This is a genomic window from Streptomyces roseus, from assembly GCF_001044425.1.
In the GTDB taxonomy this organism is placed as follows: Bacteria; Actinomycetota; Actinomycetes; order Streptomycetales; family Streptomycetaceae; genus Streptomyces; species Streptomyces roseus.
Genome location: NZ_LFML01000009.1, coordinates 1 through 26,211, shown reverse-complemented (window position 1 = coordinate 26,211; position 26,211 = coordinate 1). Strand labels below are relative to the sequence as shown.

Here is a 26,211-nt window from a genome sequence, read left to right as displayed (position 1 = left end):
CCGGGCCCGGGCCGCAGCGCCCCCCGCGCTCTCGCATAGGGTTGTGCCCATGCGTGGAATTCTCTTGGCCGGTGGCACCGGATCCCGACTCTGGCCGCTGACCCGGGCAGTCTCGAAGCAGCTGCTCCCCGTCTTCGACAAGCCGATGATCTACTACCCGCTCTCCACCCTGGTCATGGCCGGAATCAGCGAGATTCTCGTCATCACCACGCCGGAGGACCGTGCGCAGTTCGAGCGACTGCTCGGCGACGGCTCCCAGTTCGGCATCCGGCTGGAGTACGCGGTCCAGGAGCGCCCCGAGGGCATCGCCCAGGCGTTCGTCCTCGGCGCCGACTTCATCGGCGACGAGTCCGTCGCCCTGATCCTCGGCGACAACATCTTCCACGGCAGCGGCCTCGGCACGCGCCTGGCGGAGCACACCGACTCCAAGGGCGGCCGGGTCTTCGCGTACCCGGTGGCCGACCCGACCGCGTACGGCGTGGTCGAGTTCGACGAGAACGGCCAGGCCATCTCCATCGAGGAGAAGCCGGTCAAGCCCAAGTCCCGTTACGCGGTGCCCGGTCTGTACTTCTACGACAACCGCGTCGTGGAGATAGCCCGGAACCTGAAGCCCAGCGCGCGCGGCGAGCTGGAGATCACCGCGGTCAACGACGCGTACCTCCAGGCCGGTGAGCTGAATGTCACCATTCTCGACCGCGGCACCGCGTGGCTGGACACCGGGACCTTCGTCTCCATGGTCCAGGCCTCGGAGTTCGTCCGCGTGATAGAGGAGCGGCAGGGCTTCAAGATCGGCTGCATCGAGGAGGCGGCCTGGCGGGCCGGCCTGATCGACTCCGCGCAGCTGCGCGAACTGGCCCAGCCGCTGCTCAAGAGCGGCTACGGCGACTACCTGATCGCCCTGCTCGACGAGGAGTCCTCCCGGTGAAGTTCCGCCAGCTCTCGATCGAGGGCGCGTACGAGATCACCCCGCAGCTGCACGGCGACCCGCGCGGCCTGTTCACCGAGTGGTACCGCTTCGACAAGCTGTCCGAGGTCGTCGGGCACCCGCTGAACCTGGCGCAGGCGAACCTCTCGGTGTCCTCGCGCGGCGTGGTCCGCGGCATCCACTTCGCCGACGTCCCGCGCGGCCAGGCCAAGTACGTGAGCTGCGTGCGCGGCGCCGTCCTCGACGTCATCGTGGACCTGCGGGTCGGCTCCCCGACCTTCGGCCGCTGGGAGGGTGTCCGCCTGGACGACGTGGACCGCCGCGCGGTCTACATCCCCGAGGGCCTGGGCCACGGGTTCTGCGCGCTGAGCGACGACGCCACGCTGTCGTACCTCTGCTCGGAGACGTACAACCCGACCGGCGAGCACTCCGTCCACCCGCTCGACGCGGACCTGGGCATCGAGTGGCCGGCGGACGTCCCGCTGCTGTCCGCCCGCGACGAGGCCGCGCCGACGCTGGCCGAGGCGATCGAGTCGGGGCTGCTGCCGGACTACGCCGTCTGCAAGGAGTTCACCGAGTCCCTGCGCGTGACCGGCTGACGCCTCCCCGCAGGGCACGAGAGAGGGCCGCACCCCGTCGTCGGGGGTGCGGCCCTCTTCCGTACCCGGGGACGTCCCGGCCGGGTGCGTCCCGCACCGGCGTGGCCCGCCCGCCCGTACGACGAAGGGCCCCTCCCCCGCCGCCGAAGCGGTGGGGAAGGGGCCCCTCCGTCAAACATGGTGCCCGTTCGCACGAGCTACCAGGTCAGAGCACGAATTACTTCGTGATCTTGGTGACCTGGCCGGCGCCGACCGTACGACCACCCTCACGGATGGCGAACTTCAGGCCCTCCTCCATGGCGACCGGCTGGATCAGCGCGACCGTCATCTCGGTGTTGTCGCCCGGCATGACCATCTCCGTGCCGGCCGGCAGGGTGACGACACCCGTGACGTCCGTGGTACGGAAGTAGAACTGCGGACGGTAGTTGTTGAAGAAGGGGGTGTGACGGCCACCCTCGTCCTTCGACAGGATGTAGGCCTGGGCCTCGAACTCGGTGTGCGGGGTGACCGAACCGGGCTTGATGATGACCTGGCCGCGCTCGACGTCCTCGCGCTTGATGCCACGGAGGAGCAGACCGACGTTCTCGCCGGCCTGGCCCTCGTCGAGCAGCTTGCGGAACATCTCGATACCGGTGACCGTGGTGGTGGTCTTGGTCTCCTTGATACCGATGATGTCGACGGTCTCGTTGACCTTCAGGACACCACGCTCGATACGGCCGGTGACGACCGTACCGCGACCGGTGATCGTGAAGACGTCCTCGACGGGCATGAGGAACGGCTTCTCGGTGTCACGCGGCGGGGTCGGGATGGCCTCGTCGACGGCGGACATGAGGCCGAGGAGCTTCTCGCCCCACTCCTTGTCGCCCTCGAGGGCCTTCAGCGCGGAGACGCGGACGACCGGCAGGTCGTCGCCCGGGAACTCGTACTCGGAGAGCAGCTCACGGACCTCGAGCTCGACGAGCTCCAGGATCTCCTCGTCGTCCACCATGTCGGCCTTGTTCAGGGCGACGACGATGTAGGGGACGCCGACCTGGCGGGCCAGGAGCACGTGCTCCTTGGTCTGCGGCATCGGGCCGTCGGTGGCGGCGACCACGAGGATCGCGCCGTCCATCTGCGCGGCACCGGTGATCATGTTCTTGATGTAGTCGGCGTGACCCGGGCAGTCGACGTGGGCGTAGTGACGCGCCTCGGTCTGGTACTCGACGTGCGCGATGGAGATGGTGATACCGCGCTGGCGCTCCTCAGGAGCCTTGTCGATCTGGTCGAAGGCCGAGGCCTCGTTCAGGTCCGGGTACGCGTCGTGCAGCACCTTGGTAATGGCGGCCGTGAGGGTCGTCTTACCGTGGTCAATGTGACCGATGGTGCCGATGTTGACGTGCGGCTTAGTCCGCTCGAACTTCGCCTTCGCCACGGGGTCCTCCTGGAGAGTGGTTCTGTACGCCTTACTCATCGGCGCCAGGTGATCTTTGCTGGAAAGCCGGTCCCTCCGGGGCAATGAAGGGTTACTCCTGTTGCCCCAGAGGCTCCGGTGACAAGCCTAAAGCGTGTACTCGGAAGAGTTACTCGCCCTTGGCCTTCGCGATGATCTCCTCGGCGACGTTCCGGGGAACCTCGGCGTAGGAGTCGAACTGCATCGAGTAGCTGGCGCGACCCGAGGTCTTGCTGCGGAGGTCTCCGACGTAGCCGAACATCTCCGAAAGGGGCACGAGGCCCTTCACGACACGAGCACCGTGACGCTCCTCCATGGCCTGGATCTGGCCACGGCGGGAGTTGATGTCACCGATGACGTCACCCATGTAGTCCTCAGGGGTGGTGACCTCGACGGCCATCATCGGCTCCATGAGCACGGGGGACGCCTTGCGCGCGGCCTCCTTGAAGGCCTGCGAACCGGCGATCTTGAACGCGAGCTCGGAGGAGTCGACCTCGTGGTAGCCGCCGTCGAGAAGCGTGACGCGGACGCCCGTCATCTCGTAGCCGGCCAGGATGCCGAACTGCATGGCCTCCTGCGCACCGGCGTCCACCGAAGGGATGTACTCCTTCGGCACACGGCCACCGGTGACCTTGTTCACGAACTCGTACGCCGGGCCGTCGGCCTCGGTGATCGGCTCGATCGCGATCTGCACCTTGGCGAACTGACCGGTACCACCGGTCTGCTTCTTGTGGGTGTAGTCGTGACGCTCCACGGTCCCGCGGATGGTCTCGCGGTAGGCGACCTGCGGCTTGCCGACGTTGGCCTCGACCTTGAACTCGCGCTTCATACGGTCGACCAGCACCTCGAGGTGCAGCTCGCCCATACCGCCGAGGATGGTCTGGCCCGTCTCCTCGTCCGAGTGAACGTGGAAGGAGGGGTCCTCCTCCGCCAGGCGCTGGATGGCGACACCCAGCTTCTCCTGGTCACCCTTGGACTTGGGCTCGATGGCGACCTGGATGACCGGAGCCGGGAAGTCCATGGACTCCAGGATCACGGGCTGCTTGTCGTCACACAGCGTCTCACCGGTGGTGGTCTGCTTCAGGCCCATGACGGCGACGATGTCACCGGCGCCCACCGCGTCGATCTCTTCACGCTTGTTGGCGTGCATGCGGTAGATCTTGCCGATGCGCTCCTTCTTGCCCTTGACGGAGTTCAGCACCGAGGTGCCGGCCTCCAGGCGGCCCGAGTAAACCCGGACGAAGGTGAGCTTGCCGAGGTGCGGGTCGCTCATGATCTTGAACGCCAGCGCCGCGAGGGGCTCCTCGTCGGACGGCTTGCGCTTCACGACCACCTCGGCGTCGCGGACGTCGTGGCCCTCGATGGCCTCGATGTCCAGCGGCGACGGCAGGTAGCGGACGACGGCGTCGAGCAGGGGCTGAACGCCCTTGTTCTTGAACGCCGTGCCACAGAACACCGCGGTGATCGTGGGCTCGCCCTTGCCCTTGCCGGAGCCGAGGATGATGCGACGGACGGCGGCGTGCAGCTGCTCCACGGACGGCTCGTCGCCGTTCAGGAAGAGCTCCATGATCTCGTCGTCGTTCTCGGCGACGGTCTCGACCAGCTTGCCGCGCCACTCTTCAGCGGCCTCGGTGTGCGTGGCCGGGATGTCGACGATGTCGTACATCTCGCCCTTGGTCGCCTCGGCGGACCAGACGAACGCCTTCATCGTGACGAGGTCGACGACACCCTGGAAGTCGGCCTCGGCACCGATGGGGAGCTGCATGACGATCGGAACCGCACCGAGGCGGTCCTTGATCATGTCGACGCAGCGGTGGAACTCGGCGCCGGTGCGGTCGAGCTTGTTGACGAAGCAGATGCGCGGCACGCCGTAGCGGTCCGCCTGACGCCAAACGGTCTCGGACTGCGGCTCGACGCCGGCGACACCGTCGAAGACGGTGACGGCACCGTCGAGGACGCGGAGCGAACGCTCCACCTCGACGGTGAAGTCGACGTGACCCGGGGTGTCGATGATGTTGATGGTGTGGTCAACATCTTCGAGCGGCCAGTGGCAGGTCGTGGCGGCAGACGTGATGGTGATACCACGCTCCTGCTCCTGCTCCATCCAGTCCATCGTGGCAGCGCCGTCGTGGACCTCACCGATCTTGTACGACACACCGGTGTAGAACAGGATGCGCTCGGTGGTGGTCGTCTTGCCCGCGTCGATGTGGGCCATGATGCCGATGTTGCGCACCTTGGCCAGGTCAAGCGAAGTGGTAGCCATAAGGCTTCGGTCTTCTCTCGGTCTCGATGTGGGGTGGGACTACCAGCGGTAGTGCGCGAAGGCCTTGTTGGACTCGGCCATCTTGTGCGTGTCCTCGCGCTTCTTGACGGCAGCGCCAAGACCGTTGGAGGCGTCGAGCAGCTCGTTCATGAGGCGCTCGGTCATGGTCTTCTCACGACGGGCGCGGGAGTAACCCACGAGCCAGCGGAGGGCCAGGGTCGACTGGCGACCCGGCTTGACCTCGACGGGGACCTGGTAGGTCGCGCCACCGACACGGCGGGACTTGACCTCGAGGGACGGCTTGACGTTCTCCAGCGCGCGCTTCAGCGTGATGACCGGGTCGTTGCCGGTCTTCTCGCGGAGGCCTTCCATGGCGCCGTAGACGATGCGCTCGGCGGTGGAGCGCTTGCCGTTCAGGAGGATCTTGTTGATGAGCGACGTCACCAGAGGAGATGCGTAGACCGGGTCGATGATGACCGGGCGCTTCGGGGCGGGGCCCTTACGAGGCATTCTTACTTCTCCTTCTTGGCGCCGTAGCGGCTGCGGGCCTGCTTGCGGTTCTTGACAGCCTGGGTGTCAAGCGCACCGCGGATGATCTTGTAACGAACACCCGGCAGGTCCTTCACACGGCCACCACGCACGAGCACGATCGAGTGCTCCTGCAGGTTGTGTCCCTCACCCGGAATGTAAGCGGTGACCTCGATGCCGGAGGTCAGACGCACACGCGCGACCTTACGGAGCGCCGAGTTCGGCTTCTTCGGGGTGGTCGTGAACACACGCGTGCAGACACCACGACGCTGGGGCGAAGCCTCAAGCGCGGGGGTCTTCGTCTTCTCGACCTTGTCCTGCCGGCCCTTCCGGACCAGCTGCTGGATCGTAGGCACTACTTCTCCGGTTTCTGTGTGCCGTGTAGTGAAGCTAACCTGGAACTTTGCCGACCCACGCGGTCGGGTGTGTCGGATCCGGCGGGACTCCGCGCAAGCACGGAAACGCATGGATCGCGGTGGCTGTATCCGACTCTCGTGCGGTTGATGGACACGCACGGGAGCCCAGGCACACCCCAGGCACAAGGTCTGAGCGTACCTACCGCATCCCATCCGGTCAAAACAAAGGCCGCGCGGGACCCGCGCGACCGGGCCGCCGGTCATGCGCCGCTTGGGCGAGGGCCCCGTGTGGCCCTCCCGACTCGCGCATGTGGTAAAGGCGCGCTGAGCGCAGCGGGACGAGGCGACCGCCGCCGCGAACTAAACTGCCCCAGCCGATCCACTGGATTCGTCCCGAAACGGTACGGGCGTCCACAGGCGCCCACAGGCCTCCACAGGCCGTCCAGGGGCCCTGCACGGGATCGCACGAGCACTCAGGGAGCGGGACATTGCGGACGGTCACCTCGCGGACGACGGCGACGGACCGTCCGCTCGTTCCGGCACCCCGCCGCCGGCCCCCGTGGCTGCCCCGCGTGCCCACCCGCCTGCGCGACCGCCTGTACGGGCCCCTGCTGGCCTTCCTGATCACCTCGGCCGCGTTCTGCTCGGCCTGGGCCGCCCGCGGCACCTTCCCCTTCGGCGACACCGGCCGGGCCATCAACGACCAGGCCAACCAGTACGTGCCCTTCCACCGCGCGCTGTGGGACCTCGTCCACGGGCAGGCCGCCGGGGACCTGCTCTTCACCTGGCGCGGCGGCTTCGGCCAGCAGTTCCTGTCCGATTACCACACCTACCTCGGCAACCCGATCTCCTGGCTCGCCGTCCTGGTCCCGCGCGCCCACGTCGACCTCGCCGTCTTCGCGATCACCCCCGTCACGATGGGCGCGGCGGCCGCCGTCATGACGGTCTACCTCGGCAAGCTGCACCCCGGCCCCTGGTGGCAGCGCGGGGTCCTCGGCGCCTGCTACGGGCTGTGCGGCTGGGCGCTGAGCGACGCCTCGTACATCCCGATGTGGCTGTGGGGCCTGGTCGCGCTCCCCCTGCTCGGCATCGCCGTCGAGTGGTGCCTGGAGGAGCGCCGCTGGCCGGGGGTGGCGCTGTTCGTCGCGCTCGCCTGGTTCGGCAACTTCTACACCGCGATGATGGCCACGATGGCCGCCTGCGTGCTGCTCGCCGTCCGCCTGCTCACCCGGGACATGACCGGCCGGCAGCGGCTGCGCGCCGTGTGGCGGGCCGCGACGGCCGCCGGGACGGGCATCCTGCTGACCCTGCCGCTGCTGCTGCCCTCCTTCCTCTCCAGCGGCTCCGCCCAGCCCACCGGAGCCGGGGCCTTCGCGCCCGTACGGATCGAGCTGTTCCTGGCCGGGATGCTCCCGGCCACGCACCTGTGGGGCGGCCGGCCGCGGCTGTACGTGGCCTCGCTGGGCCTGATCCTCGCCGGATCGTTCCTGTTCAACGCGGCCATCGCGCGCCGCACCCGCCTGGTGTGGGCGGCGGCGACGCTGCTCGTCGCGGCCTCGTTCCAGTTCCCGCCGACCCAGTACGTGTGGCACGGGCTTGCGGTGCCGAACGGCAACCCGTACCGCGAGACCTTCGTCTTCAGCGCCATGGTGGTGGTCCTGGCCTGGCTGGCCCTGGCCCACCGCCCGCGCCCCCCGCACGTGGCTTCGGCGGCCGCCCTGCTGGTCGCGGCCACCTTCGCGCTGCGCCACGCCAACGACTTCGGCGGCTGGACCTGGCCGGCGGTACTGGTCGGAGGGGGCGTCTCGCTGCTGGCCCTCGTACTGCTCGCCCTGGGCGAGAAGCGGCGGTACCTGATCCCGGTGGCCGCGGTCCTCATGATCGGCGTGGTCCTCGCCGAGTCCGCGGTGGCGGCCGCGAACGCGGACTCCCGCCGCGGCCGCGAACGCTGGGCGAAGCCGGTCGCCACCTCGAACAAGTCGATCGGCGCGCACTTCGACGCCGTCCGCCAGGTGGACGGCTGGCCCGCGTACCGGACCGACTCCGGCGCGCCGCAGAGCGCGTACAACGACGCGCTGGCGCTGCGCGCGGAAGGCCCGCAGTACTACAGCAGCTACCTGCCCGAGGCCACCTACCGGGCCCTGGAGCCCCTCGGCTACGGCTTCAAGAACGACGGCCGCACCTTCTTCGGCGCCGACAACCCGGTGCTCGACGCGATCTTCTCGATCGGCGCCCGGGTCCGCCCGGGGACCGCGCCGGACAGCTGGACGTCCACCCGCTTCCCGGCCCCTCCCCTGGTGACCGTCCGCACCGGGCCCTACACCTCCCCCAACCCGGCGGACAGCGTCTACGCCCGCCAGGAGAACGTCCTCGGCGCCACGGTGTACCAGGTCCCGCGGACGACGCGCGGCGGCACGGCGACGCGGCAGACGTACACGGCCCAGTGCGCCCCGGGCTCCGAGGCGTACTGGTTCTCCCCCGAGCTCTACGGCACCCTCGACTTCGCCGGCGCCCCGCGCCCGCTCGAGGACCGGATGACGGGTGTGGTGAGGCTCGGCGAGGTCCCCGCCGACGGCAGGGTCCCGGTCACGGTGTCGACCCGTACCGAGGGCGCGGCGGCGGGCGAGCACCCCATCGGCTGCCTGGACCGCACCGCCCTGGAGGGGGCGATCGCCTCCCTGAGGTCGACGGGTGCCACGAAGGTCACCGCGGGCGGCCACTCCATCGAGGCCACCCTCCCGAAGGGCGCCACCGGCACCGCGGTCTTCGCGATGACGGACGTCCCGGGCTGGCAGTGCACGGCCCCGGCGAAGAGCTTCCACGGCCTGGTCGCCCTGGACATCCCCGCGGGCAGGGACAAGGTCTCCTGCACCTTCACCCCGAAGGGCCTCACCCCCGGCCTGTCGGCAGCCGCCCTCGCCCTCCTGACCCTGATCTCGGTCTCCGCGGCAGGAATCCGCCGCCGCCGACGCGCCTGAGCGCGTCCCCCGAGGCGCCGGGACGCGCCCCGGGGGACGGCCCCGGGCCCGGAACGCGAGGAAGCCCCCCGCCGCTCCTCTCGGAGCGACGGGGGGCTTCTTCGTACGAACTGTCAGCCGTTGTACGGGCCGTAGTCGTAGTCCTCCAGCGGGACCGCCTGGCCGGAGCCGGTGCCGAAGGGCGAGTAGTCGATGTCGTCGTAGCCGACGGCCGAGTACATCGCGGCCTTCGCTTCCTCGGTGGGCTCGACCCGGATGTTGCGGTAGCGGGCGAGGCCCGTACCGGCCGGGATGAGCTTACCGATGATGACGTTCTCCTTGAGGCCGATGAGGCTGTCGGACTTGGCGTTGATCGCCGCATCCGTCAGGACTCGGGTCGTCTCCTGGAAGGAGGCGGCCGACAGCCAGGATTCCGTCGCCAGCGAGGCCTTGGTGATACCCATCAGCTGCGGACGGCCGGAGGCGGGGTGACCGCCCTCGGTGACCACACGACGGTTCTCGGTCTCGAACTTCGAGCGCTCGACGAGCTCGCCCGGCAGGAGCTCCGCGTCGCCGGACTCGATGATCGTCACGCGGCGCAGCATCTGCCGGATGATGATCTCGATGTGCTTGTCGTGGATCGACACGCCCTGCGAGTTGTAGACCTTCTGGACTTCGCCGACCAGGTGGACCTGGACGGCACGCTGGCCGAGGATGCGCAGCACGTCGTGCGGGTTGGTGGCACCCGCGGTGAGCTTCTGGCCCACCTCGACGTGGTCGCCCTCGTGCACGATGACCTTGGCGCGCTTCGAGATCGGGAAGGCCGTCTCGTCGCTGCCGTCGTCGGGCGTGATGACGATCTTCTTCGTCTTCTCGGTCTCCTCGATCCGCACGCGGCCGGCGGCCTCGGAGATCGGGGCGACACCCTTCGGGGTACGGGCCTCGAAGAGCTCGACCACACGCGGCAGACCCTGCGTGATGTCGTCACCGGCCACACCACCGGTGTGGAAGGTACGCATCGTCAGCTGGGTACCGGGCTCACCGATGGACTGGGCGGCGATGATGCCGACCGCCTCACCGATGTCGACCAGCTTGCCGGTGGCGAGCGAGCGTCCGTAGCAGAAGGCACAGGTGCCGACCGCGGACTCACAGGTCAGGACCGAGCGGGTCTTGACCTCCTCGACGCCGTTGGCGACCAGGGCGTCGATCAGGACGTCACCGAGGTCGACGTTGGCCGGCGCGATGACCTTGCCGTCGATGACGACGTCCTCGGCCAGCATGCGGGCGTAGACGGACGTCTCGACGTCGTCGGCCTTGCGCAGCACGCCGTCCTCGCCGCGGACGGCGATCTTCAGCTTCAGGCCGCGCTCGGTGCCGCAGTCCTCCTCGCGGATGATCACGTCCTGCGAGACGTCCACCAGACGACGGGTCAGGTAACCCGAGTCGGCGGTACGCAGGGCGGTGTCCGCCAGACCCTTACGGGCACCGTGCGTGGAGATGAAGTACTCCAGAACGGTGAGGCCCTCACGGAAGGACGCCTTGATCGGACGCGGGATGGTCTCGTTCTTCGCGTTCGACACCAGACCACGCATACCGGCGATCTGTCGCATCTGCATCATGTTTCCTCGGGCACCCGAGTCAACCATCATGAAGATGGGGTTCGTCTTGGGGAAGTTCGCGTTCATCGCCTCGGCAACCTCGTTGGTCGCCTTGGTCCAGATCGCGATGAGCTCCTGCGTGCGCTCGTCCTTGGTGATCAGACCGCGCTCGTACTGCTTCTGGACCTTCTCGTCCATCGCCTCGTAGCCCGCGACGATGGCCTTCTTGGCCTCGGGCACGACGACGTCGGAGATGGCCACGGTGACGCCCGAACGGGTCGCCCAGTGGAAGCCGGCCGCCTTCAGGTTGTCGAGCGTCGCCGCCACGATGACCTTGGGGTAGCGCTCCGCCAGGTCGTTGACGATCTCGGAGAGCTGCTTCTTGCCCACCGAGTAGTCGACGAACGGGTAGTCCTCGGGCAGCAGCTCGTTGAAGAGCGCGCGGCCCAGCGAGGTCTTCAGGCGGAAGCTGTCGCCCGGCTGGAACTCCTGCTCGCCCTCTTCGGCGACCGGCGGCACCCAGCCGCGCGGCGGGATGGTGCCCACCGGGAAGCGGATGTCGACGGACGACTGCAGCGCGAGCTCGCCGGCGTCGAACGCCATGATCGCCTCGGCCGTGGAGCCGAACGCGCGGCCCTCGCCCTTGGTGTCACGGAGCTCACCGTCGGTGGTCAGGAAGAACAGACCGAGGACCATGTCCTGGGTCGGCATCGTGACCGGACGGCCGTCGGCCGGCTTCAGGATGTTGTTCGAGGACAGCATCAGGATGCGGGCCTCGGCCTGCGCCTCCGCGGAGAGCGGCAGGTGCACGGCCATCTGGTCACCGTCGAAGTCCGCGTTGAACGCGGTGCAGACGAGCGGGTGGATCTGGATGGCCTTGCCTTCGACCAGCTGGGGCTCGAAGGCCTGGATGCCGAGGCGGTGCAGCGTGGGCGCACGGTTCAGCAGGACCGGGTGCTCGGCGATGACCTCTTCGAGCACGTCGTACACGACCGTGCGGCCGCGCTCGACCATGCGCTTTGCCGACTTGATGTTCTGCGCGTGGTTCAGGTCGACCAGGCGCTTCATCACGAACGGCTTGAAGAGCTCCAGCGCCATGGCCTTGGGCAGACCGCACTGGTGCAGCTTCAGCTGCGGACCGACGACGATCACGGAACGCGCGGAGTAGTCCACGCGCTTGCCGAGGAGGTTCTGACGGAATCGACCCTGCTTGCCCTTGAGCATGTCGCTCAGGGACTTCAGCGGACGGTTGCCGGGGCCCGTGACCGGGCGACCACGACGACCGTTGTCGAACAGGGCGTCCACGGCCTCCTGAAGCATGCGCTTCTCGTTGTTCACGATGATCTCGGGGGCACCGAGGTCGAGGAGGCGCTTCAGACGGTTGTTGCGGTTGATCACGCGGCGGTACAGGTCGTTCAGGTCGGAGGTCGCGAAGCGGCCACCGTCCAGCTGCACCATCGGACGCAGGTCCGGCGGGATCACCGGCACGCAGTCCAGAACCATGCCCTTGGGGCTGTTGCTGGTCTGCAGGAACGCGGAGACGACCTTGAGGCGCTTGAGCGCACGGGTCTTCTTCTGGCCCTTGCCGGTACGGATGATCTCGCGGAGGCGCTCGGCCTCCTCCTCCAGGTCGAAGGACTCCAGGCGCTTCTGCAGCGCCGCGGCACCCATCGAACCGTCGAAGTACGTACCGAAGCGGTCGCGCAGCTCGCGGTAGAGCAGCTCGTCGCCCTCCAGGTCCTGGACCTTGAGGTTCTTGAAGCGGTTCCAGACCTCGTCCAGACGGTCGATCTCGCGCTGGGCGCGGTCGCGGAGCTGCTTCATCTCGCGCTCGGCGCCTTCGCGCACCTTGCGGCGCACGTCGGCCTTGGCGCCCTCGGCCTCGAGCTCGGCCAGGTCGGTCTCGAGCTTCTTGGCACGGCCTTCGAGGTCCGCGTCGCGGCGGTTCTCGATCTGCTGGCGCTCGACGGAGACGTGGGCCTCCAGCGACGGGAGGTCGCGGGTGCGGCGCTCGTCGTCCACGAACGTGATCATGTACGCGGCGAAGTAGATGACCTTTTCGAGGTCCTTCGGCGCGAGGTCCAGCAGGTAGCCCAGGCGCGACGGGACGCCCTTGAAGTACCAGATGTGGGTGACGGGAGCGGCAAGCTCGATGTGGCCCATCCGCTCACGGCGCACCTTGGCGCGCGTGACCTCGACGCCACAGCGCTCACAGATGATGCCCTTGAAGCGGACACGCTTGTACTTGCCGCAGTAGCACTCCCAGTCCCGGGTCGGACCGAAGATCTTCTCGCAGAAGAGTCCGTCCTTCTCGGGCTTGAGGGTGCGGTAGTTGATGGTCTCCGGCTTCTTGACCTCGCCGTGCGACCAGGTTCGGATGTCGTCCGCGGTGGCAAGGCCGATCCGCAGCTCGTCGAAGAAGTTGACGTCGAGCACTGTGCGTCAATCCCTCTTTCGGGGTCGAGTCTCAATCATGGTCTGAACGGTCCCGGGGATGACGGGGGGCTCTTGAGCGAGCCCCCCGTCAGGCCCGTCAGACCTCTTCGACGCTGCTCGGCTCACGCCGGGACAGGTCGATACCGAGCTCCTCCGCCGCGCGGAAGACGTCCTCGTCGGTGTCGCGCATCTCGATGGACATGCCGTCCGAGGACAGCACCTCCACGTTGAGGCAGAGCGACTGCATTTCCTTGATGAGCACCTTGAAGGACTCGGGAATGCCCGGCTCGGGGATGTTCTCGCCCTTGACGATGGCCTCGTAGACCTTCACGCGGCCGGTGACGTCGTCGGACTTGATGGTCAGCAGCTCCTGGAGGGCGTAAGCGGCGCCATAAGCCTCGAGCGCCCACACCTCCATCTCACCGAAGCGCTGGCCACCGAACTGCGCCTTACCACCCAGCGGCTGCTGCGTGATCATCGAGTACGGACCGGTCGACCGCGCGTGGAGCTTGTCGTCGACCAGGTGGTGGAGCTTGAGGATGTACATGTACCCGATCGAGATCGGGTCCGGGAACGGCTCACCGGAGCGGCCGTCGAACAGACGCGCCTTGCCGGACGGGAGGACCAGGCGGTCGCCGTCGCGGTTCGGGATGGTGTGCTCGAACAGGCCGGCGAGCTCGTCCTCACGGGCACCGTCGAACACCGGGGTGGCGACGTTGGTGCCGGGCTCGACGCGGTCGGCGCCGATGGCCTTCAGTCGCTCGGCCCACTCCTCGCCGAGGCCGGAGACGTCCCAGCCGCGGCTGGCGAGCCAGCCGAGGTGGATCTCCAGGACCTGTCCCGGGTTCATTCGGGACGGGACACCCAGCGGGTTCAGGATGATGTCGACCGGCGTGCCGTCCTCGAGGAAGGGCATGTCCTCGATCGGAAGGATCTTGGAGATGACACCCTTGTTGCCGTGGCGGCCGGCGAGCTTGTCACCGTCGGTGATCTTGCGCTTCTGGGCGACGTAGACGCGGACCAGCTGGTTCACGCCCGGAGGAAGCTCGTCGCCCTCCTCGCGGTCGAAGACGCGGACACCGATGACCTTGCCGATCTCACCGTGAGGGACCTTGAGCGAGGTGTCACGCACCTCGCGGGCCTTCTCACCGAAGATCGCGCGGAGCAGGCGCTCCTCGGGGGTCAGCTCGGTCTCACCCTTGGGCGTGACCTTGCCGACGAGGATGTCGCCGGCGACGACGTCCGCACCGATGCGGATGATGCCGCGCTCGTCGAGGTCGGCGAGGACCTCCTCGGAGACGTTCGGGATGTCCCGGGTGATCTCCTCGGGGCCCAGCTTGGTGTCACGGGCGTCAACCTCGTGCTCCTCGATGTGGATCGAGGAGAGGACGTCGTCCTGCACGAGGCGCTGCGACAGGATGATCGCGTCCTCGTAGTTGTGGCCCTCCCACGGCATGAACGCGACGAGCAGGTTCTTGCCGAGGGCCATTTCGCCCTCTTCGGTGGCCGGGCCGTCGGCGAGGACCTGGGCCTCGACGATCCGGTCGCCCTCGTTGACGATGACCTTCTGGTTGACCGAGGTGCCCTGGTTCGAGCGGGAGAACTTGGCGACGCGGTACGTGGTGTACGTGCCGTCGTCGTTGGCGACGGTGACGTAGTCGGCCGAGACCTCCTGGACGACACCGTCCTTCTCCGCCTTGATCGAGTCGCCGGCGTCGACCGCGCAGCGGTACTCCATGCCGGTGCCGACGAGCGGGGCCTCCGCCTTGATGAGCGGAACGGCCTGGCGCATCATGTTCGCGCCCATGAGGGCACGGTTGGCGTCGTCGTGCTCGAGGAAGGGGATCATCGCGGTCGCGACGGACACCATCTGGCGCGGGGAGACGTCCATGTAGTCGACGTCGTCGCCGGCGATGTAGTCGATCTCGCCGCCACGACGGCGGACCAGTACGCGGTTCTCGGTGAAGCGCATCTCGTCGTTCAGGCCGGCGTTGGCCTGGGCGATGACGAAGCGGTCTTCCTCGTCGGCGGTCAGGTAGTCGACCTCGTCGGTGACGACACCGTCGACGACCTTGCGGTACGGGGTCTCGACGAAACCGAACGCGTTGACGCGGCCGTAGGACGCGAGCGAGCCGATCAGACCGATGTTCGGGCCTTCGGGGGTCTCGATCGGGCACATGCGGCCGTAGTGCGACGGGTGGACGTCACGGACCTCGAAGCCGGCCCGCTCACGGGACAGACCGCCGGGACCCAGGGCCGAGAGACGACGCTTGTGCGTCAGACCCGACAGCGGGTTGTTCTGGTCCATGAACTGCGACAGCTGGCTGGTGCCGAAGAACTCCTTGATGGAGGCGACGACCGGCCGGATGTTGATCAGGGTCTGCGGCGTGATCGCCTCGACGTCCTGCGTGGTCATGCGCTCGCGGACGACGCGCTCCATACGAGCCAGACCCGTGCGGACCTGGTTCTGGATGAGCTCGCCGACGTTGCGCAGACGACGGTTGCCGAAGTGGTCGATGTCGTCGGTCTCGACGACGATCGAACGGCCCGACTCACCGGTGGTCTCGGTCTCGCCCGCGTGGAGCTTCACGAGGTACTTGATCGTCGCGATGATGTCGTCGGTGGTGAGCACACCGGCGTCCAGCGGCTCGTCGGCGCCGAGCTTCTTGTTCACCTTGTAGCGGCCGACCTTGGCGAGGTCGTAGCGCTTCGGGTTGAAGTAGAGGTTCTCGAGCAGCGTCTGAGCGGCCTCGCGGGTCGGCGGCTCGCCCGGGCGCAGCTTGCGGTAGATGTCGAGCAGCGCGTCGTCCTGGCCCTGGGTGTGGTCCTTCTCCAGGGTGGCGCGCATGGACTCGTACTCGCCGAACTCCTCGAGGATCTGCTCGGTGGTCCAGCCGAGAGCCTTCAGGAGGACGGTGACGGACTGCTTGCGCTTGCGGTCGATGCGGACACCGACCATGTCGCGCTTGTCGACCTCCATCTCCAGCCAGGCACCCCGGGACGGGATGATCTTGGCGGAGAAGATGTCCTTGTCGGACGTCTTGTCGATGGAGGAGTCGAAGTAGACACCGGGGGAACGGACGAGCTGCGACACGACGACACGCTCGGTGCCGTTGATGACGAAGGTGCCCTTGTTGGTCATGAGCGGGAAATCGCCCATGAAGACCGTCTGAGACTTGATCTCACCGGTCTCGTTGTTCGTGAACTCGGCCGTGACGAAGAGCGGCGCCGCGTACGTGAAGTCGCGCTCCTTGCACTCGTCGACGGAGTTCTTCGCCGGCTCGAACCGGTGGTCGCGGAAGGTCAGCGACATGGAACCGGAGAAGTCCTCGATCGGCGAGATCTCCTCGAAGATCTCTTCCAGACCGGACTTGGTGGGAACGTCCTGTCCACTCTCGAGCGCCGACTCGACGCGAGACTTCCAGGCTGCGTTGCCGAGCAGCCAGTCAAAGCTCTCGGTTTGCAGCGCCAGGAGGTTCGGAACCTCGAGGGGCTCCTTGATCTTTGCAAAGGAGATGCGCAGCGGGGCGGTGCTGGCACCGGTGTTCGTATTGGTCGAGGCGTTGCGCGAGGCGGCCAAGAGGGGGTCCTTCCGAGGGCTCGGACTCACTACGCGCGTACCGGTCCCAGCTGACACAGAAGACGGCCCGCCTGATTCGGCCGGAAAGACCTGGTCAGGGCGTATCGATCAAGTGTGCTCGAGCGTGGGCATGCCCCTGGCGACGGGCAGGGGGCAGCTAACAGGCAGCGCAAAGGGTCAGTGTAGCCACTTGGCTCACTGATGTCCAGACCAGGTTTCCGGAAACCGGCAACAGGCCTTCCCCATGTCGTTGAAACCAACCCTGCGACCCTGCGTCCAACACGCGGCTCCTGTGGCTGTCGCACACAGAGCGCGTATCAGTACTGCCCTCTTCGTAGTCGATCCATGCCTCGAATCCTCGATCCGTGCACCGGATCCCGGACCGATCCGACCGATCCCACGACGGGACTGAGAATTGCGCGCCGCGTCCCGTTCGTCAAGGCCCCCTGCTCCGTGCGGATCAGCTCGGGACCCGCCCGCGGAGCAACGATGATCACCCTACTCCCCAACGAGACCAGGGCAAGTCAGGCACTGCGGGTACGCCAAAGGGCGACCACCCTTACGGGTGATCGCCCTTGGTTGAGGCCTCAGGAGGGCCTCAGAGGTGTTACTTGACCTCGACGGCCGCACCGGCGCCCTTGAGGGCCTCGGCGGCCTTCTCGGCGGCGTCCTTGGCGACCTTCTCGAGGACGGGCTTCGGCGCACCGTCGACGAGGTCCTTGGCCTCCTTCAGACCCAGGGAGGTCAGCTCGCGCACGACCTTGATGACCTGGATCTTCTTGTCGCCGGCACCGGTGAGGATGACGTCGAACTCGTCCTTCTCCTCCTCGGCGGCGGCGGCGTCGCCACCACCCTGACCCGGGGCGGCAACGGCGACGGCCGCGGCGGCGGTGACGTCGAACTTCTCCTCGAAGGCCTTCACGAACTCGGAGAGCTCGATGAGGGTCATCTCCTCGAACTGGGCGAGGAGGTCGTCCTGAGAGAGCTTCGCCATGATGGGCGATCCTTCCACTAATTCGGCAGGTGCCGATATGTCTATAGAGGCGGGCGTAACGGCCCGCTACGACCCACGCACTAGGCGGCGTGGATCAGTGCGCGAGCCGAATTACTCGGCACCGCCCTGCTCGGCGAGCTTGACGCGAAGCGCTTCCGCGGTGCGGACGAACTTCGACGGCAGCGCCTGGAAGAGCGAGGCAGCCTGAGACTGCTTGCCCTTGAACGCGCCGGCCAGCTTGCTGAGCAGAACCTCGCGGGACTCGAGGTCCGCAAGCTTCTTGATCTCGTCGGCGGTGAGCGCCTTGCCATCAAGGACACCCGCCTTGATGATGAGATTCGGGTTGTCCTTGGCGAAGTCACGCAGGCTCTTCGCCGACTCCACCGGGTCACCGGTGATGAAGGCGACCGCGGTCGGACCAGCGAAGTGCTCGTCCAGCGCGGTGATCCCGGCCTGGTTGGCCGCAATCTTGGTCAGCGTGTTCTTCACCACGGCGTACTGGGCGTTCTCACCGAGAGAGCGACGCAGCGTCTTGAGCTGCGCGACGGTGAGACCCCGGTACTCGGTCAGCACGGCGGCGTTCGAGCTCTGGAACGCGTCCTTGAGCTCGGCTACCGATGCAGCCTTGTTGGGCGTCGGCATGGTGCGTTCGCCTCCTTCCGGGTGATGAGGACCGCTCAGAAGGGGCTGACATACGAAACGCCCCGGCGCAGGCGCCAGGGCGTAGCTCAACCGGAACGGAATTCCGGGAACAATCCAAGGTCACCTGCGCAGGACGTCCGCAATTGGCGGATCCTTCGGCCGCCGCACCCTGACGGGCACGACAACGACCAGCGGTCTTTGGCTTCTCCGGAAGAGTACGTGAACCGGCCGACCCGAGGCAAATCGCCCCGGGCCGAGGCCGGCCGTGCTCAGGCGCCGGTCGCGCCGGCTGCTTGGCGGGGTCCTGGTTCCGGTCCATTCCGCTCATGCCGCCCATGCCGTCGGCGCCCCCGAGCTTCTTCAGCACCTCGGGGTCCCCCGACGCCTCGGCCGCGGCCTTCATGTCGAGCTTCATCCAGCGCTTGCCGTCCATGCCCGCGGACAGCGGGAAGTCGGTTGCCGCCCGGTTCGGCCCATGTGGCCCGGAACACGGAAAACGGGCCCCTCGCCGCCCTGTGAAGGGGGCGAGGGGCCCGTTTTGGCCACTCAGGTGAGCCGGGGGCTCAGCGGAGCTCAGACAGCGGCCGGGTCTTCCTCGACGAGGAGGTTCCGGGTGCGGTTCGAGTCCAGCTGGATGCCGGGGCCCATCGTGGTGCTCAGGGCGGCCTTCTTGACGTAGCGGCCCTTAGCGGCGGACGGCTTCAGACGAAGGATCTCGTCCAGGGCCGCACCGTAGTTCTCGACCAGCTGCTCATCGGTGAAGGAGACCTTGCCGATGATGAAGTGCAGGTTCGAGTGCTTGTCGACACGGAACTCGATCTTGCCACCCTTGATCTCGGTGACAGCCTTGGCGACGTCCATGGTGACGGTGCCGGTCTTCGGGTTCGGCATCAGGCCACGGGGACCGAGCACGCGGCCGAGGCGGCCGACCTTGCCCATGAGGTCCGGAGTGGCGACAACCGCGTCGAACTCGTTCAGGCGGTTGCCCTTGGCGATCTCGTTGATCAGCTCGTCGTCGCCGACGATGTCGGCGCCGGCGGCTTCCGCGGCCGCAGCACGGTCACCGGTCGCGAAGACCAGGACCCGGGCGGTCTTACCGGTGCCGTGCGGGAGGTTCACGGTGCCACGGACCATCTGGTCGGCCTTGCGCGGGTCGACACCCAGGCGGAAGGCGACCTCGACGGTGGCGTCGAACTTGGTCGTGGAGGTCTCCTTGGCGAGACGGACGGCCTCGAGCGGGGCGTACAGCTTCTCCCGGTCGACCTTGGCGTCCGCAGCGCGGAGAGTCTTGCTGCGCTTCACTTCTGCTCCTGTATTTCGGCTTCAGGCATGGAGTCGTGGTGCGGACCAGCGCTTGGTCCTACCACTGGTGGTGCTGGGGGTGGCTGGATCAGCCTTCGACCGTGACGCCCATCGAGCGCGCGGTGCCGGCGATGATCTTCATCGCGGCGTCGACGTCGTTGGCGTTGAGGTCGGGCATCTTCAGCTCGGCGATCTCGCGGACCTGGGCGCCGGTGAGCTTGGCGACCTTGGTCTTGTGGGGCTCGCCGGAGCCCTTCTCGATGCCCGCGGCCTTCAGGATGAGGCGCGCGGCCGGCGGAGTCTTGGTGATGAAGGTGAAGGTGCGGTCTTCGTAGACCGTGATCTCCACCGGCACGACCATGCCACGCTGCGACTCGGTCGCGGCGTTGTAGGCCTTGCAGAACTCCATGATGTTGACGCCGTGCTGACCGAGCGCGGGGCCGACCGGCGGAGCCGGGTTGGCCGCACCGGCCTTGATCTGGAGCTTGATAAGCCCCGTGACCTTCTTCTTCTTGGGAGGCATTGCTCTCTCCGGGTCCTAGTGAGAGTTTTTCGCCGCCAATCCGGTCATCCGGATGGAGGCATACCGCACCACGATAACGGGTATCGGAGCGGGGCTGAAAACCGAGCAGGTCAGACCGCCCTTCACGGGGCGATCTGACCTGTCCGGAAGCGTTGGCTCAGAAGATCGTCAGTTCTTCTGGATCTGGTCGAAGCTGAGCTCGACCGGGGTCTCGCGACCGAAGATCTCGACGAGGCCCTTGACCTTCTTCGAGTCCGGGTTGATCTCGTTGATGGTCGCCTGCAGCGTCGCGAACGGGCCGTCGGTGACGGTGACCGAGTCGCCGACCTCGAAGTCCAGGACCTCGATGGTGCGCTTGACCGCGGGGGCCGGCAGACCGGCGTCCTCGGCGGCCTGCTTGGCGGCCTTCTCCTGGGCCTCCGGGGCGAGCATCTTGACGATCTCGTCCAGCGTCAGCGGGTACGGGTCGTACGCGTTGCCGACGAAGCCGGTGACACCGGGGGTGTTGCGGACGACGCCCCAGGACTCGTTCGTCAGATCCATGCGGACGAGAACGTAGCCGGGCAGCTTGTTCTGCCGGACGTTCTTGCGCTCGCCGTTCTTGATCTGGACGATCTCTTCCTCGGGCACCTCGGCCTGGTAGATGAACTCCTCGACGTTCAGCGAGACGGCGCGCTGCTCCAGGTTGGCCTTCACGCGCTTCTCGTAGCCCGCGTAGGTGTGGATCACGTACCACTCGCCGGGCAGCAGGCGCAGCTCGTCGCGCAGGGCCTGGACGGGGTCGACGGGCTCGGCTTCGGCGGCCTCCTCGGCCTCCTCCGCGTCCTCGGCCTCGACGGCCTCGGGGGCGTCCTCGTCGGAGTCCTCGCCGGCCTGCGTGTCGTCCGCCTGCGCGTCGTCCGCGATCTCGTCGGCCTCGTCCTCGACGTGGAGCGCGGCCTCCTCGGCGGCGACACCCGCCTCGGCGTCGGCAAGCTCGACCTCGTCCGGGTCCACAGCGTCTGCCGCCTCGACGATGTCGAGCTCGTCCTCGACGGACTCGACGGAGTCGTGGCTCGCGTTCAGGTTCGGGTCAGACACGGTGGCTGCTTCTTCCTGGATACAAAAGGTGGTCGAACATGCGAAAACGGGCGGCACCCATCAAGGCGCCGCCCTCCGCGGGGATCAGCCGAAGACGAACTTGATGGCTTCCTGGAACCCATAGTCAATCACGGTCACCAGACCGATCATGATGACGACGAAGACAATCACCACGGTGGTGTACGTCGTGAGCTGGTTGCGCGTCGGCCAGACGACCTTGCGGAGTTCCGCGATGATCTGGCGGTAGAACAGCGCGAGACGACCCAGAGGACCCTTCTTCCCGCGCTTGCCGCCCTTGCGGGCCTTCTTCTCGCGGGTGTCGTCCTCGGCGTCAGGCATGTCGATGGAGCCCAGGGCGTCCGTCACGTCTCTCACCTGAATCCGGGTCGTGGCCGTAGCCGCGCCCGGTTGCGCCGCACGGCGTTGCATCGAAGTACGTACCTGCGCACACGTCCGAGAAGGAGTGTGGAGCAGGGCCGGAGGGACTCGAACCCCCAACCGCTGGTTTTGGAGACCAGTGCTCTACCAATTGAGCTACGACCCTTTGTTGCGTCCCCCAACCTACCGCATCCAGACGGGTGCACGGAGTGCTCACGCTCTGGAGTGACCGGCAGGGGCCAACGACAGGTGAGTGTACGTGGTCCTGGACCTGACGTCGAACAGAGCACGTTCCCAACTGGTCCGTCCGATGACTGAAACGGCGTACCGGGCTCGTGGGGCGTCTGGGACGATTGGCCTCATGACCTCTGACACGCCTTCCGCCGAGCGCCGCGTCTCCGCCCGCATCGGCGCCATTTCCGAGTCCGCCACCCTCGCCGTCGACGCCAAGGCCAAGGCCCTCAAGGCCGCCGGGCGCCCGGTGATCGGCTTCGGCGCCGGCGAGCCCGACTTCCCGACCCCCGACTACATCGTCGAGGCGGCGGTCGAGGCCTGCCGCAACCCCAAGTACCACCGCTACACGCCGGCCGGCGGCCTGCCCGAGCTCAAGACCGCGATCGCCGCGAAGACGCTGCGCGACTCGGGTTACGAGGTGGACGCGTCGCAGGTCCTGGTGACCAACGGCGGCAAGCAGGCGATCTACGAGGCGTTCGCGGCGATCCTGGACCCGGGTGACGAGGTCATCGTCCCTGCCCCGTACTGGACCACCTACCCCGAGTCGATCCGCCTCGCCGGCGGTGTCCCGGTCGAGGTCGTCGCCGACGAGACCACCGGCTACCGCGTCTCCGTCGAGCAGCTCGAAGCCGCCCGCACCGAGCGCACCAAGGTCGTCCTGTTCGTCTCCCCGTCGAACCCGACCGGCGCCGTGTACTCGGAGGCCGACGCGGAGGCCATCGGCCGCTGGGCCGCCGACAAGGGCCTGTGGGTCCTGACCGACGAGATCTACGAGCACCTCGTCTACGGCGAGGCCAAGTTCGTCTCCCTGCCGGCGATCGTCCCCGAGCTCGCCGACAAGTGCATCATCGTCAACGGCGTGGCCAAGACGTACGCGATGACCGGCTGGCGCGTGGGCTGGATCATCGGCCCCAAGGACGTGGTCAAGGCCGCGACGAACCTGCAGTCGCACGCCACCTCCAACGTCTCCAACGTGGCCCAGGTCGCGGCGCTCGCCGCCGTCTCCGGCAACCTGGACGCCGTCCACGAGATGCGCACCGCCTTCGACCGCCGCCGCCGGCTGATCGTGCGGATGCTGAACGAGATCGACGGCGTGTTCTGCCCGACCCCCGAGGGCGCGTTCTACGCGTACCCGTCGGTCAAGGAGCTCCTCGGCAAGGAGATCCGCGGCAAGCGCCCGCAGACCTCCGTCGAGCTGGCCGCCCTGATCCTGGACGAGGCCGAGGTCGCGGTCGTCCCGGGCGAGGCCTTCGGCACCCCCGGCTACCTGCGCCTGTCGTACGCCCTGGGCGACGCGGACCTGGTCGAGGGCGTGACCCGCATCCAGAAGCTGCTGGGCGAGGCCAAGGCCTGAGCCCCGGCTCCGCGAGACGCCGGTGGGGCGGTGCCCGTACGGGTACCGCCCCACCGGCGTTTTTACGTTCGAGCAAGGTCCCGTTCAGGGAATCGGGCTGCCGAACGGGTGACACATGCGGCAGGATCACCGGATGGAGCACGTACGCGATCTCACGCTTCTGCCGAAAGCCCACCTCCACCTGCACTTCACCGGGTCGATGCGCCCCTCGACCCTCCTGGAGCTCGCCGACAAGTACGGCGTGCGCCTCCCCGACGCCCTGACCGCCGGCGAACCGCCCAGTCTGCGCGCCACGGACGAGCGCGGCTGGTTCCGCTTCCAGCGGCTGTACGACGCCGCCCGCTCCTGCCTGCGCGAGCCCGAGGACATCCGCCGGCTGGTCCGCGAGGCCGCCGAGGAGGACGTACGGGACGGCAGCGGCTGGCTGGAGATCCAGGTCGATCCCACCTCCTACGCCCCCCTGCTCGGCGGCATGATCCCGGCCGTCGAGATCATCCTGGACGCCGTCGAGGCCGCCTCGCGCGAGACCGGCCTCGGCATGCGGGTGCTGATCGCCGCCAACCGCATGAAGCACCCCCTCGACGCCCGCACCCTGGCCCGCCTCGCCGTGCGCTACGCCGACCGCGGCGTCGTCGGCTTCGGGCTCTCCAACGACGAGCGCCGGGGCATGGCCCGCGATTTCGACCGGGCCTTCGCCATCGCCCGCGAGGGCGGCCTGCTCGCGGCCCCGCACGGCGGCGAGCTCACCGGTCCGGCCTCCGTGCGCGACTGCCTGGACGATCTGCACGCCTCCCGCATCGGCCACGGCGTGCGGGCGGCCGAGGACCCCCGGCTGCTGAAGCGGCTCGCGGACCGGCAGATCACCTGCGAGGTCTGCCCGGCGTCGAACGTCGCCCTCGGCGTCTACGAGCGGCCCGAGGACGTCCCGCTGCGGACGCTGTTCGAGGCCGGGGTGCCGATGGCGCTGGGCGCCGACGACCCGCTGCTGTTCGGGTCCCGGCTGGCGGCGCAGTACGAGATCGCCCGCCGCCACCACGGATTCACGGACGCGGAGCTCGCCGAGCTGGCCCGCCAGTCGGTGCGCGGGAGCGCCGCGCCGGGCGAGGTGCAGGACAAACTGCTGGCCGGGATCGACCACTGGCTGGCCGCCTGAGGCGCCCGCCGGGACTCACCGGGTGAGCCGCAGGTCGCCCTCCCAGCAGTCGGCCCGGACCCGGTCCCCGTCGAAGAAGCCGATCTCCAGCTGCGTGCGGCCGGTCCGCGGCGCCGCGAACTCGGCCACGGTCGCCACCTTCTCGCCGAGATGGCGCAGGAAGGGATGGTCGCCGAGATCCTCGCCGACCTCGATGCGGCCCCACTCCCCCATGTCGTACGGCTCGTGCGGCGCGGCGCACTCGACGATGAGGCACCCGTCGGACCCGGTGCTGATCCTGGTGGACTCGCCCTCGCTGTCGATCAGCCAGACGTCGAGCGGCGCCTCGGAGCGTTCGCCCTCGCAGACGTGCCAGGACGCGACGATCCTGCTGATCGTGCGTCCCACCAGGCGGGTGGGGTCCGTACCGGCCCCGTGCAGCGGACAGAGCATGGCGGCCGGGACTCCTCAGATGCTGACGCCGACCGTCACCGGCTCGTTGACCAGGGTGACGCCGAAGGCCGCGTGGACGCCCGCGACGACCTCGCGGGCCAGGGCCAGCAGGTCCTCGGTGGTGGCCTGGCCTCGGTTGGTCAGCGCGAGGGTGTGCTTGGTGGAGATGCGGGCGGGGCCCGTGCCGTAGCCCTTGGTGAAGCCGGCCTTGTCGATCAGCCAGGCCGCGCTGGTCTTCGTACGGCCCTCGCCCGCGGGGTACGCGGGCGGGGCGGTCCCGGCGCCGAGCCGGTCCCGGACGCGGGCGAGGAAGGCGGCGTACGCCTCGTCGCTCAGGATCGGGTTGTGGAAGAAGGAGCCGGCCGACCAGGTGTCGTGGTCGGCGGGGTCGAGGACCATGCCCTTGCCGGCACGCAGCCGCAGTACGGTCTCGCGGGCGCGGGCCGCCGGGACCCGGTCGCCGGCCTCGACGCCGAGGGCGCGGGCGGTCTCGGGGTACTTGATCGGCGCGGACAGTCCGCCGGCGTCCTCCAGGGCGAAGCGGACCCGCAGGACGACGTAGCGGTCGGGCTGGTCCTTGAAGGTGCTGTTGCGGTAGCGGAAGGCGCACTCGGCGGCGGTGAGGGTGACCGTCTCGCCGGTGGTGCGGTCGTAGGCGACGACCTCGGTGATGGTGTCGCAGACCTCCTGGCCGTACGCCCCGACGTTCTGGATGGGGGTGGCACCGGCGGAGCCGGGGATTCCGGCGAGGCATTCGATGCCGGCCAGACCCGCCTCGACGCTGCGCGCGACGGCGTCGCTCCAGTTCTCGCCCGCGGCGAGCTCCAGCCGCGTCCCGTCCAGGTGGAAGCCGGTGGTCGCGATGCGCAGGGCGGTGCCCTCGAAGCCGCGGTCGCCGATGACCAGGTTGCTGCCGCCGCCGATGACGAGGAGCGGGGTGCCGCTCTCGTCCGCGGCGCGGACGGCTTCGACCACCTCGGCGTCGGTGGTCGCGGTGACCAGACGGGTGGCGGGGCCACCGAGGCGGAAGGTGGTCAGGGGGGCGAGGGGGGCGTCGTGGAGTTCCTGCACGTGGACAAGAGTACGGTCCGTGCCCCTCGCATCCCTGCGGGGCCACGGACCGTACGTCCGGCCGCGTGTCACGCCGCGCGTCCCGGGCGGGCGGCCTCCTCGGCGAGCCGGTGCTCGGCCTCGGCCCAGCCGATGGGGAGGGCCGAGGCGGGGACGGTCCAGAAGGTGAAGGCCGACTCCCGCATGAACGCGGCGGCGGCGCGGGAGCTGGAGCGGTGCGGCTCGCTGCGGGCGAAGCGGGGGAGCGCGCCCGGGTCCTCCCAGGCGGAGAGGGTGAGGAAGGTCCGGTCGAGGATCCGCGCCGAGTCCGCCGGGTCCACGACGTGGTCCTGCCGGCTGTGCAGCAGCAGCACCGGCTGCGTGACCTGCGGCAGCTC

Annotated in this window: 20 protein-coding genes and 1 tRNA gene; 5 read left to right on the top strand and 16 right to left on the bottom strand. The window is 68.2% G+C overall.

What is annotated here, in order from left to right:
* The first annotated feature begins 49 nt into the window (after window positions 1–49).
* Both rfbA and rfbC read left to right on the top strand, forming a co-directional pair.
* Entirely contained in the window at window positions 50–925 is an 876-nt protein-coding gene (gene rfbA / locus ACS04_RS02415) for a glucose-1-phosphate thymidylyltransferase RfbA (protein WP_048474782.1), read from the top strand.
* The gene (gene rfbC / locus ACS04_RS02410; RefSeq protein ID WP_048474781.1) at window positions 922–1,524 is read left to right on the top strand and encodes a dTDP-4-dehydrorhamnose 3,5-epimerase; all 603 of its coding nucleotides are present in this window, start codon (window positions 922–924) and stop codon (window positions 1,522–1,524) included. Before rfbA ends, rfbC begins: the two co-directional genes overlap by 4 nt.
* Before the next feature lie 217 nt (window positions 1,525–1,741).
* On the opposite strand, the gene tuf is transcribed toward rfbC, so the two are convergent.
* The 4 genes from tuf to rpsL all read right to left on the bottom strand — a co-directional run bounded on the left by tuf (window position 1,742) and on the right by rpsL (window position 6,100).
* Complete coding sequence (gene tuf, locus ACS04_RS02405; protein ID WP_030008455.1) at window positions 1,742–2,935, bottom strand: elongation factor Tu; 1,194 nt, start codon at window positions 2,933–2,935, stop codon at window positions 1,742–1,744.
* 148 nt (window positions 2,936–3,083) lie between these two features.
* A complete protein-coding gene (gene fusA / locus ACS04_RS02400) occupies window positions 3,084–5,216 on the bottom strand; it encodes an elongation factor G (RefSeq protein WP_030873555.1) in 2,133 nt (710 codons plus the stop codon).
* Between the two features lie 39 nt (window positions 5,217–5,255).
* On the bottom strand, window positions 5,256–5,726 hold the full coding sequence (rpsG, locus tag ACS04_RS02395; protein WP_007265894.1) for a 30S ribosomal protein S7: 471 nt from the start codon (window positions 5,724–5,726) through the stop codon (window positions 5,256–5,258).
* A gap of 2 nt (window positions 5,727–5,728) precedes the next feature.
* Window positions 5,729–6,100, bottom strand: coding sequence for a 30S ribosomal protein S12 (rpsL, locus tag ACS04_RS02390; protein WP_007265893.1), 372 nt, complete (start codon window positions 6,098–6,100; stop codon window positions 5,729–5,731).
* Between the two features lie 572 nt (window positions 6,101–6,672).
* Between rpsL and ACS04_RS02385 the strand changes: the two genes are divergently transcribed.
* On the top strand, window positions 6,673–9,078 hold the full coding sequence (locus ACS04_RS02385) for a YfhO family protein (RefSeq protein ID WP_245236251.1): 2,406 nt from the start codon (window positions 6,673–6,675) through the stop codon (window positions 9,076–9,078).
* A gap of 113 nt (window positions 9,079–9,191) precedes the next feature.
* Here ACS04_RS02385 and ACS04_RS02380 read toward each other — a convergent pair whose 3' ends face one another.
* From ACS04_RS02380 to ACS04_RS02340, 9 genes are all read right to left on the bottom strand, one after another.
* Complete coding sequence (locus tag ACS04_RS02380) at window positions 9,192–13,091, bottom strand: DNA-directed RNA polymerase subunit beta' (protein WP_030154672.1); 3,900 nt, start codon at window positions 13,089–13,091, stop codon at window positions 9,192–9,194.
* Window positions 13,092–13,188: 97 nt separating this feature from the next.
* Window positions 13,189–16,671 (bottom strand): DNA-directed RNA polymerase subunit beta, encoded by a 3,483-nt coding sequence (gene rpoB, locus ACS04_RS02375; RefSeq protein ID WP_048474780.1) that lies wholly within the window; start codon window positions 16,669–16,671, stop codon window positions 13,189–13,191.
* A 607-nt stretch (window positions 16,672–17,278) separates the two neighbouring features.
* Window positions 17,279–17,665 (bottom strand): 50S ribosomal protein L7/L12, encoded by a 387-nt coding sequence (gene rplL, locus ACS04_RS02370; protein ID WP_048474779.1) that lies wholly within the window; start codon window positions 17,663–17,665, stop codon window positions 17,279–17,281.
* 111 nt (window positions 17,666–17,776) lie between these two features.
* Window positions 17,777–18,307: a 50S ribosomal protein L10 gene (gene rplJ / locus ACS04_RS02365; protein ID WP_030008449.1), complete on the bottom strand. Its 531-nt coding sequence runs from the start codon at window positions 18,305–18,307 to the stop codon at window positions 17,777–17,779.
* A 573-nt stretch (window positions 18,308–18,880) separates the two neighbouring features.
* Window positions 18,881–19,609: a 50S ribosomal protein L1 gene (rplA, locus tag ACS04_RS02360; protein WP_030154662.1), complete on the bottom strand. Its 729-nt coding sequence runs from the start codon at window positions 19,607–19,609 to the stop codon at window positions 18,881–18,883.
* 88 nt (window positions 19,610–19,697) lie between these two features.
* On the bottom strand, window positions 19,698–20,132 hold the full coding sequence (gene rplK, locus ACS04_RS02355) for a 50S ribosomal protein L11 (protein ID WP_030154660.1): 435 nt from the start codon (window positions 20,130–20,132) through the stop codon (window positions 19,698–19,700).
* A gap of 168 nt (window positions 20,133–20,300) precedes the next feature.
* A complete protein-coding gene (nusG, locus tag ACS04_RS02350) occupies window positions 20,301–21,212 on the bottom strand; it encodes a transcription termination/antitermination protein NusG (RefSeq protein ID WP_048474778.1) in 912 nt (303 codons plus the stop codon).
* 84 nt (window positions 21,213–21,296) lie between these two features.
* Entirely contained in the window at window positions 21,297–21,578 is a 282-nt protein-coding gene (gene secE / locus ACS04_RS02345) for a preprotein translocase subunit SecE (protein ID WP_030154653.1), read from the bottom strand.
* A gap of 105 nt (window positions 21,579–21,683) precedes the next feature.
* Window positions 21,684–21,756, bottom strand: a tRNA-Trp gene (locus ACS04_RS02340).
* A gap of 195 nt (window positions 21,757–21,951) precedes the next feature.
* On the opposite strand from ACS04_RS02340, the gene ACS04_RS02335 reads away from it, so the two are divergent.
* Window positions 21,952–23,178, top strand: a complete 1,227-nt coding sequence (locus tag ACS04_RS02335) for a pyridoxal phosphate-dependent aminotransferase (RefSeq protein ID WP_048474777.1) — start codon at window positions 21,952–21,954, stop codon at window positions 23,176–23,178.
* A gap of 133 nt (window positions 23,179–23,311) precedes the next feature.
* Complete coding sequence (locus ACS04_RS02330) at window positions 23,312–24,331, top strand: adenosine deaminase (RefSeq protein ID WP_048474776.1); 1,020 nt, start codon at window positions 23,312–23,314, stop codon at window positions 24,329–24,331.
* A 15-nt stretch (window positions 24,332–24,346) separates the two neighbouring features.
* Here ACS04_RS02330 and ACS04_RS02325 read toward each other — a convergent pair whose 3' ends face one another.
* From ACS04_RS02325 to ACS04_RS02315, 3 genes are all read right to left on the bottom strand, one after another.
* A complete protein-coding gene (locus ACS04_RS02325; RefSeq protein WP_048474775.1) occupies window positions 24,347–24,763 on the bottom strand; it encodes a hypothetical protein in 417 nt (138 codons plus the stop codon).
* Window positions 24,764–24,778: 15 nt separating this feature from the next.
* A complete protein-coding gene (locus ACS04_RS02320) occupies window positions 24,779–25,906 on the bottom strand; it encodes a UDP-N-acetylmuramate dehydrogenase (RefSeq protein WP_280920946.1) in 1,128 nt (375 codons plus the stop codon).
* The coding region (locus tag ACS04_RS02315; RefSeq protein ID WP_158977158.1) for a DUF3291 domain-containing protein at window positions 25,903–26,211 on the bottom strand (309 nt) is incomplete at its 5' end. The genes ACS04_RS02320 and ACS04_RS02315, both read right to left, overlap by 4 nt.

Coding starts and splice junctions, on each gene's coding strand:
- rfbA (WP_048474782.1), top strand. CDS start 50: ATGCGTGGAATTCTCTTGGCCGGTGGCACCGGATCCCGACTCTGGCCG.
- fusA (WP_030873555.1), bottom strand. CDS start 5,216: ATGGCTACCACTTCGCTTGACCTGGCCAAGGTGCGCAACATCGGCATC.
- rpsG (WP_007265894.1), bottom strand. CDS start 5,726: ATGCCTCGTAAGGGCCCCGCCCCGAAGCGCCCGGTCATCATCGACCCG.
- rplL (WP_048474779.1), bottom strand. CDS start 17,665: ATGGCGAAGCTCTCTCAGGACGACCTCCTCGCCCAGTTCGAGGAGATG.
- rplJ (WP_030008449.1), bottom strand. CDS start 18,307: ATGCCGACGCCCAACAAGGCTGCATCGGTAGCCGAGCTCAAGGACGCG.
- rplK (WP_030154660.1), bottom strand. CDS start 20,132: ATGCCTCCCAAGAAGAAGAAGGTCACGGGGCTTATCAAGCTCCAGATC.
- ACS04_RS02335 (WP_048474777.1), top strand. CDS start 21,952: ATGACCTCTGACACGCCTTCCGCCGAGCGCCGCGTCTCCGCCCGCATC.
- ACS04_RS02330 (WP_048474776.1), top strand. CDS start 23,312: ATGGAGCACGTACGCGATCTCACGCTTCTGCCGAAAGCCCACCTCCAC.
- ACS04_RS02325 (WP_048474775.1), bottom strand. CDS start 24,763: ATGCTCTGTCCGCTGCACGGGGCCGGTACGGACCCCACCCGCCTGGTG.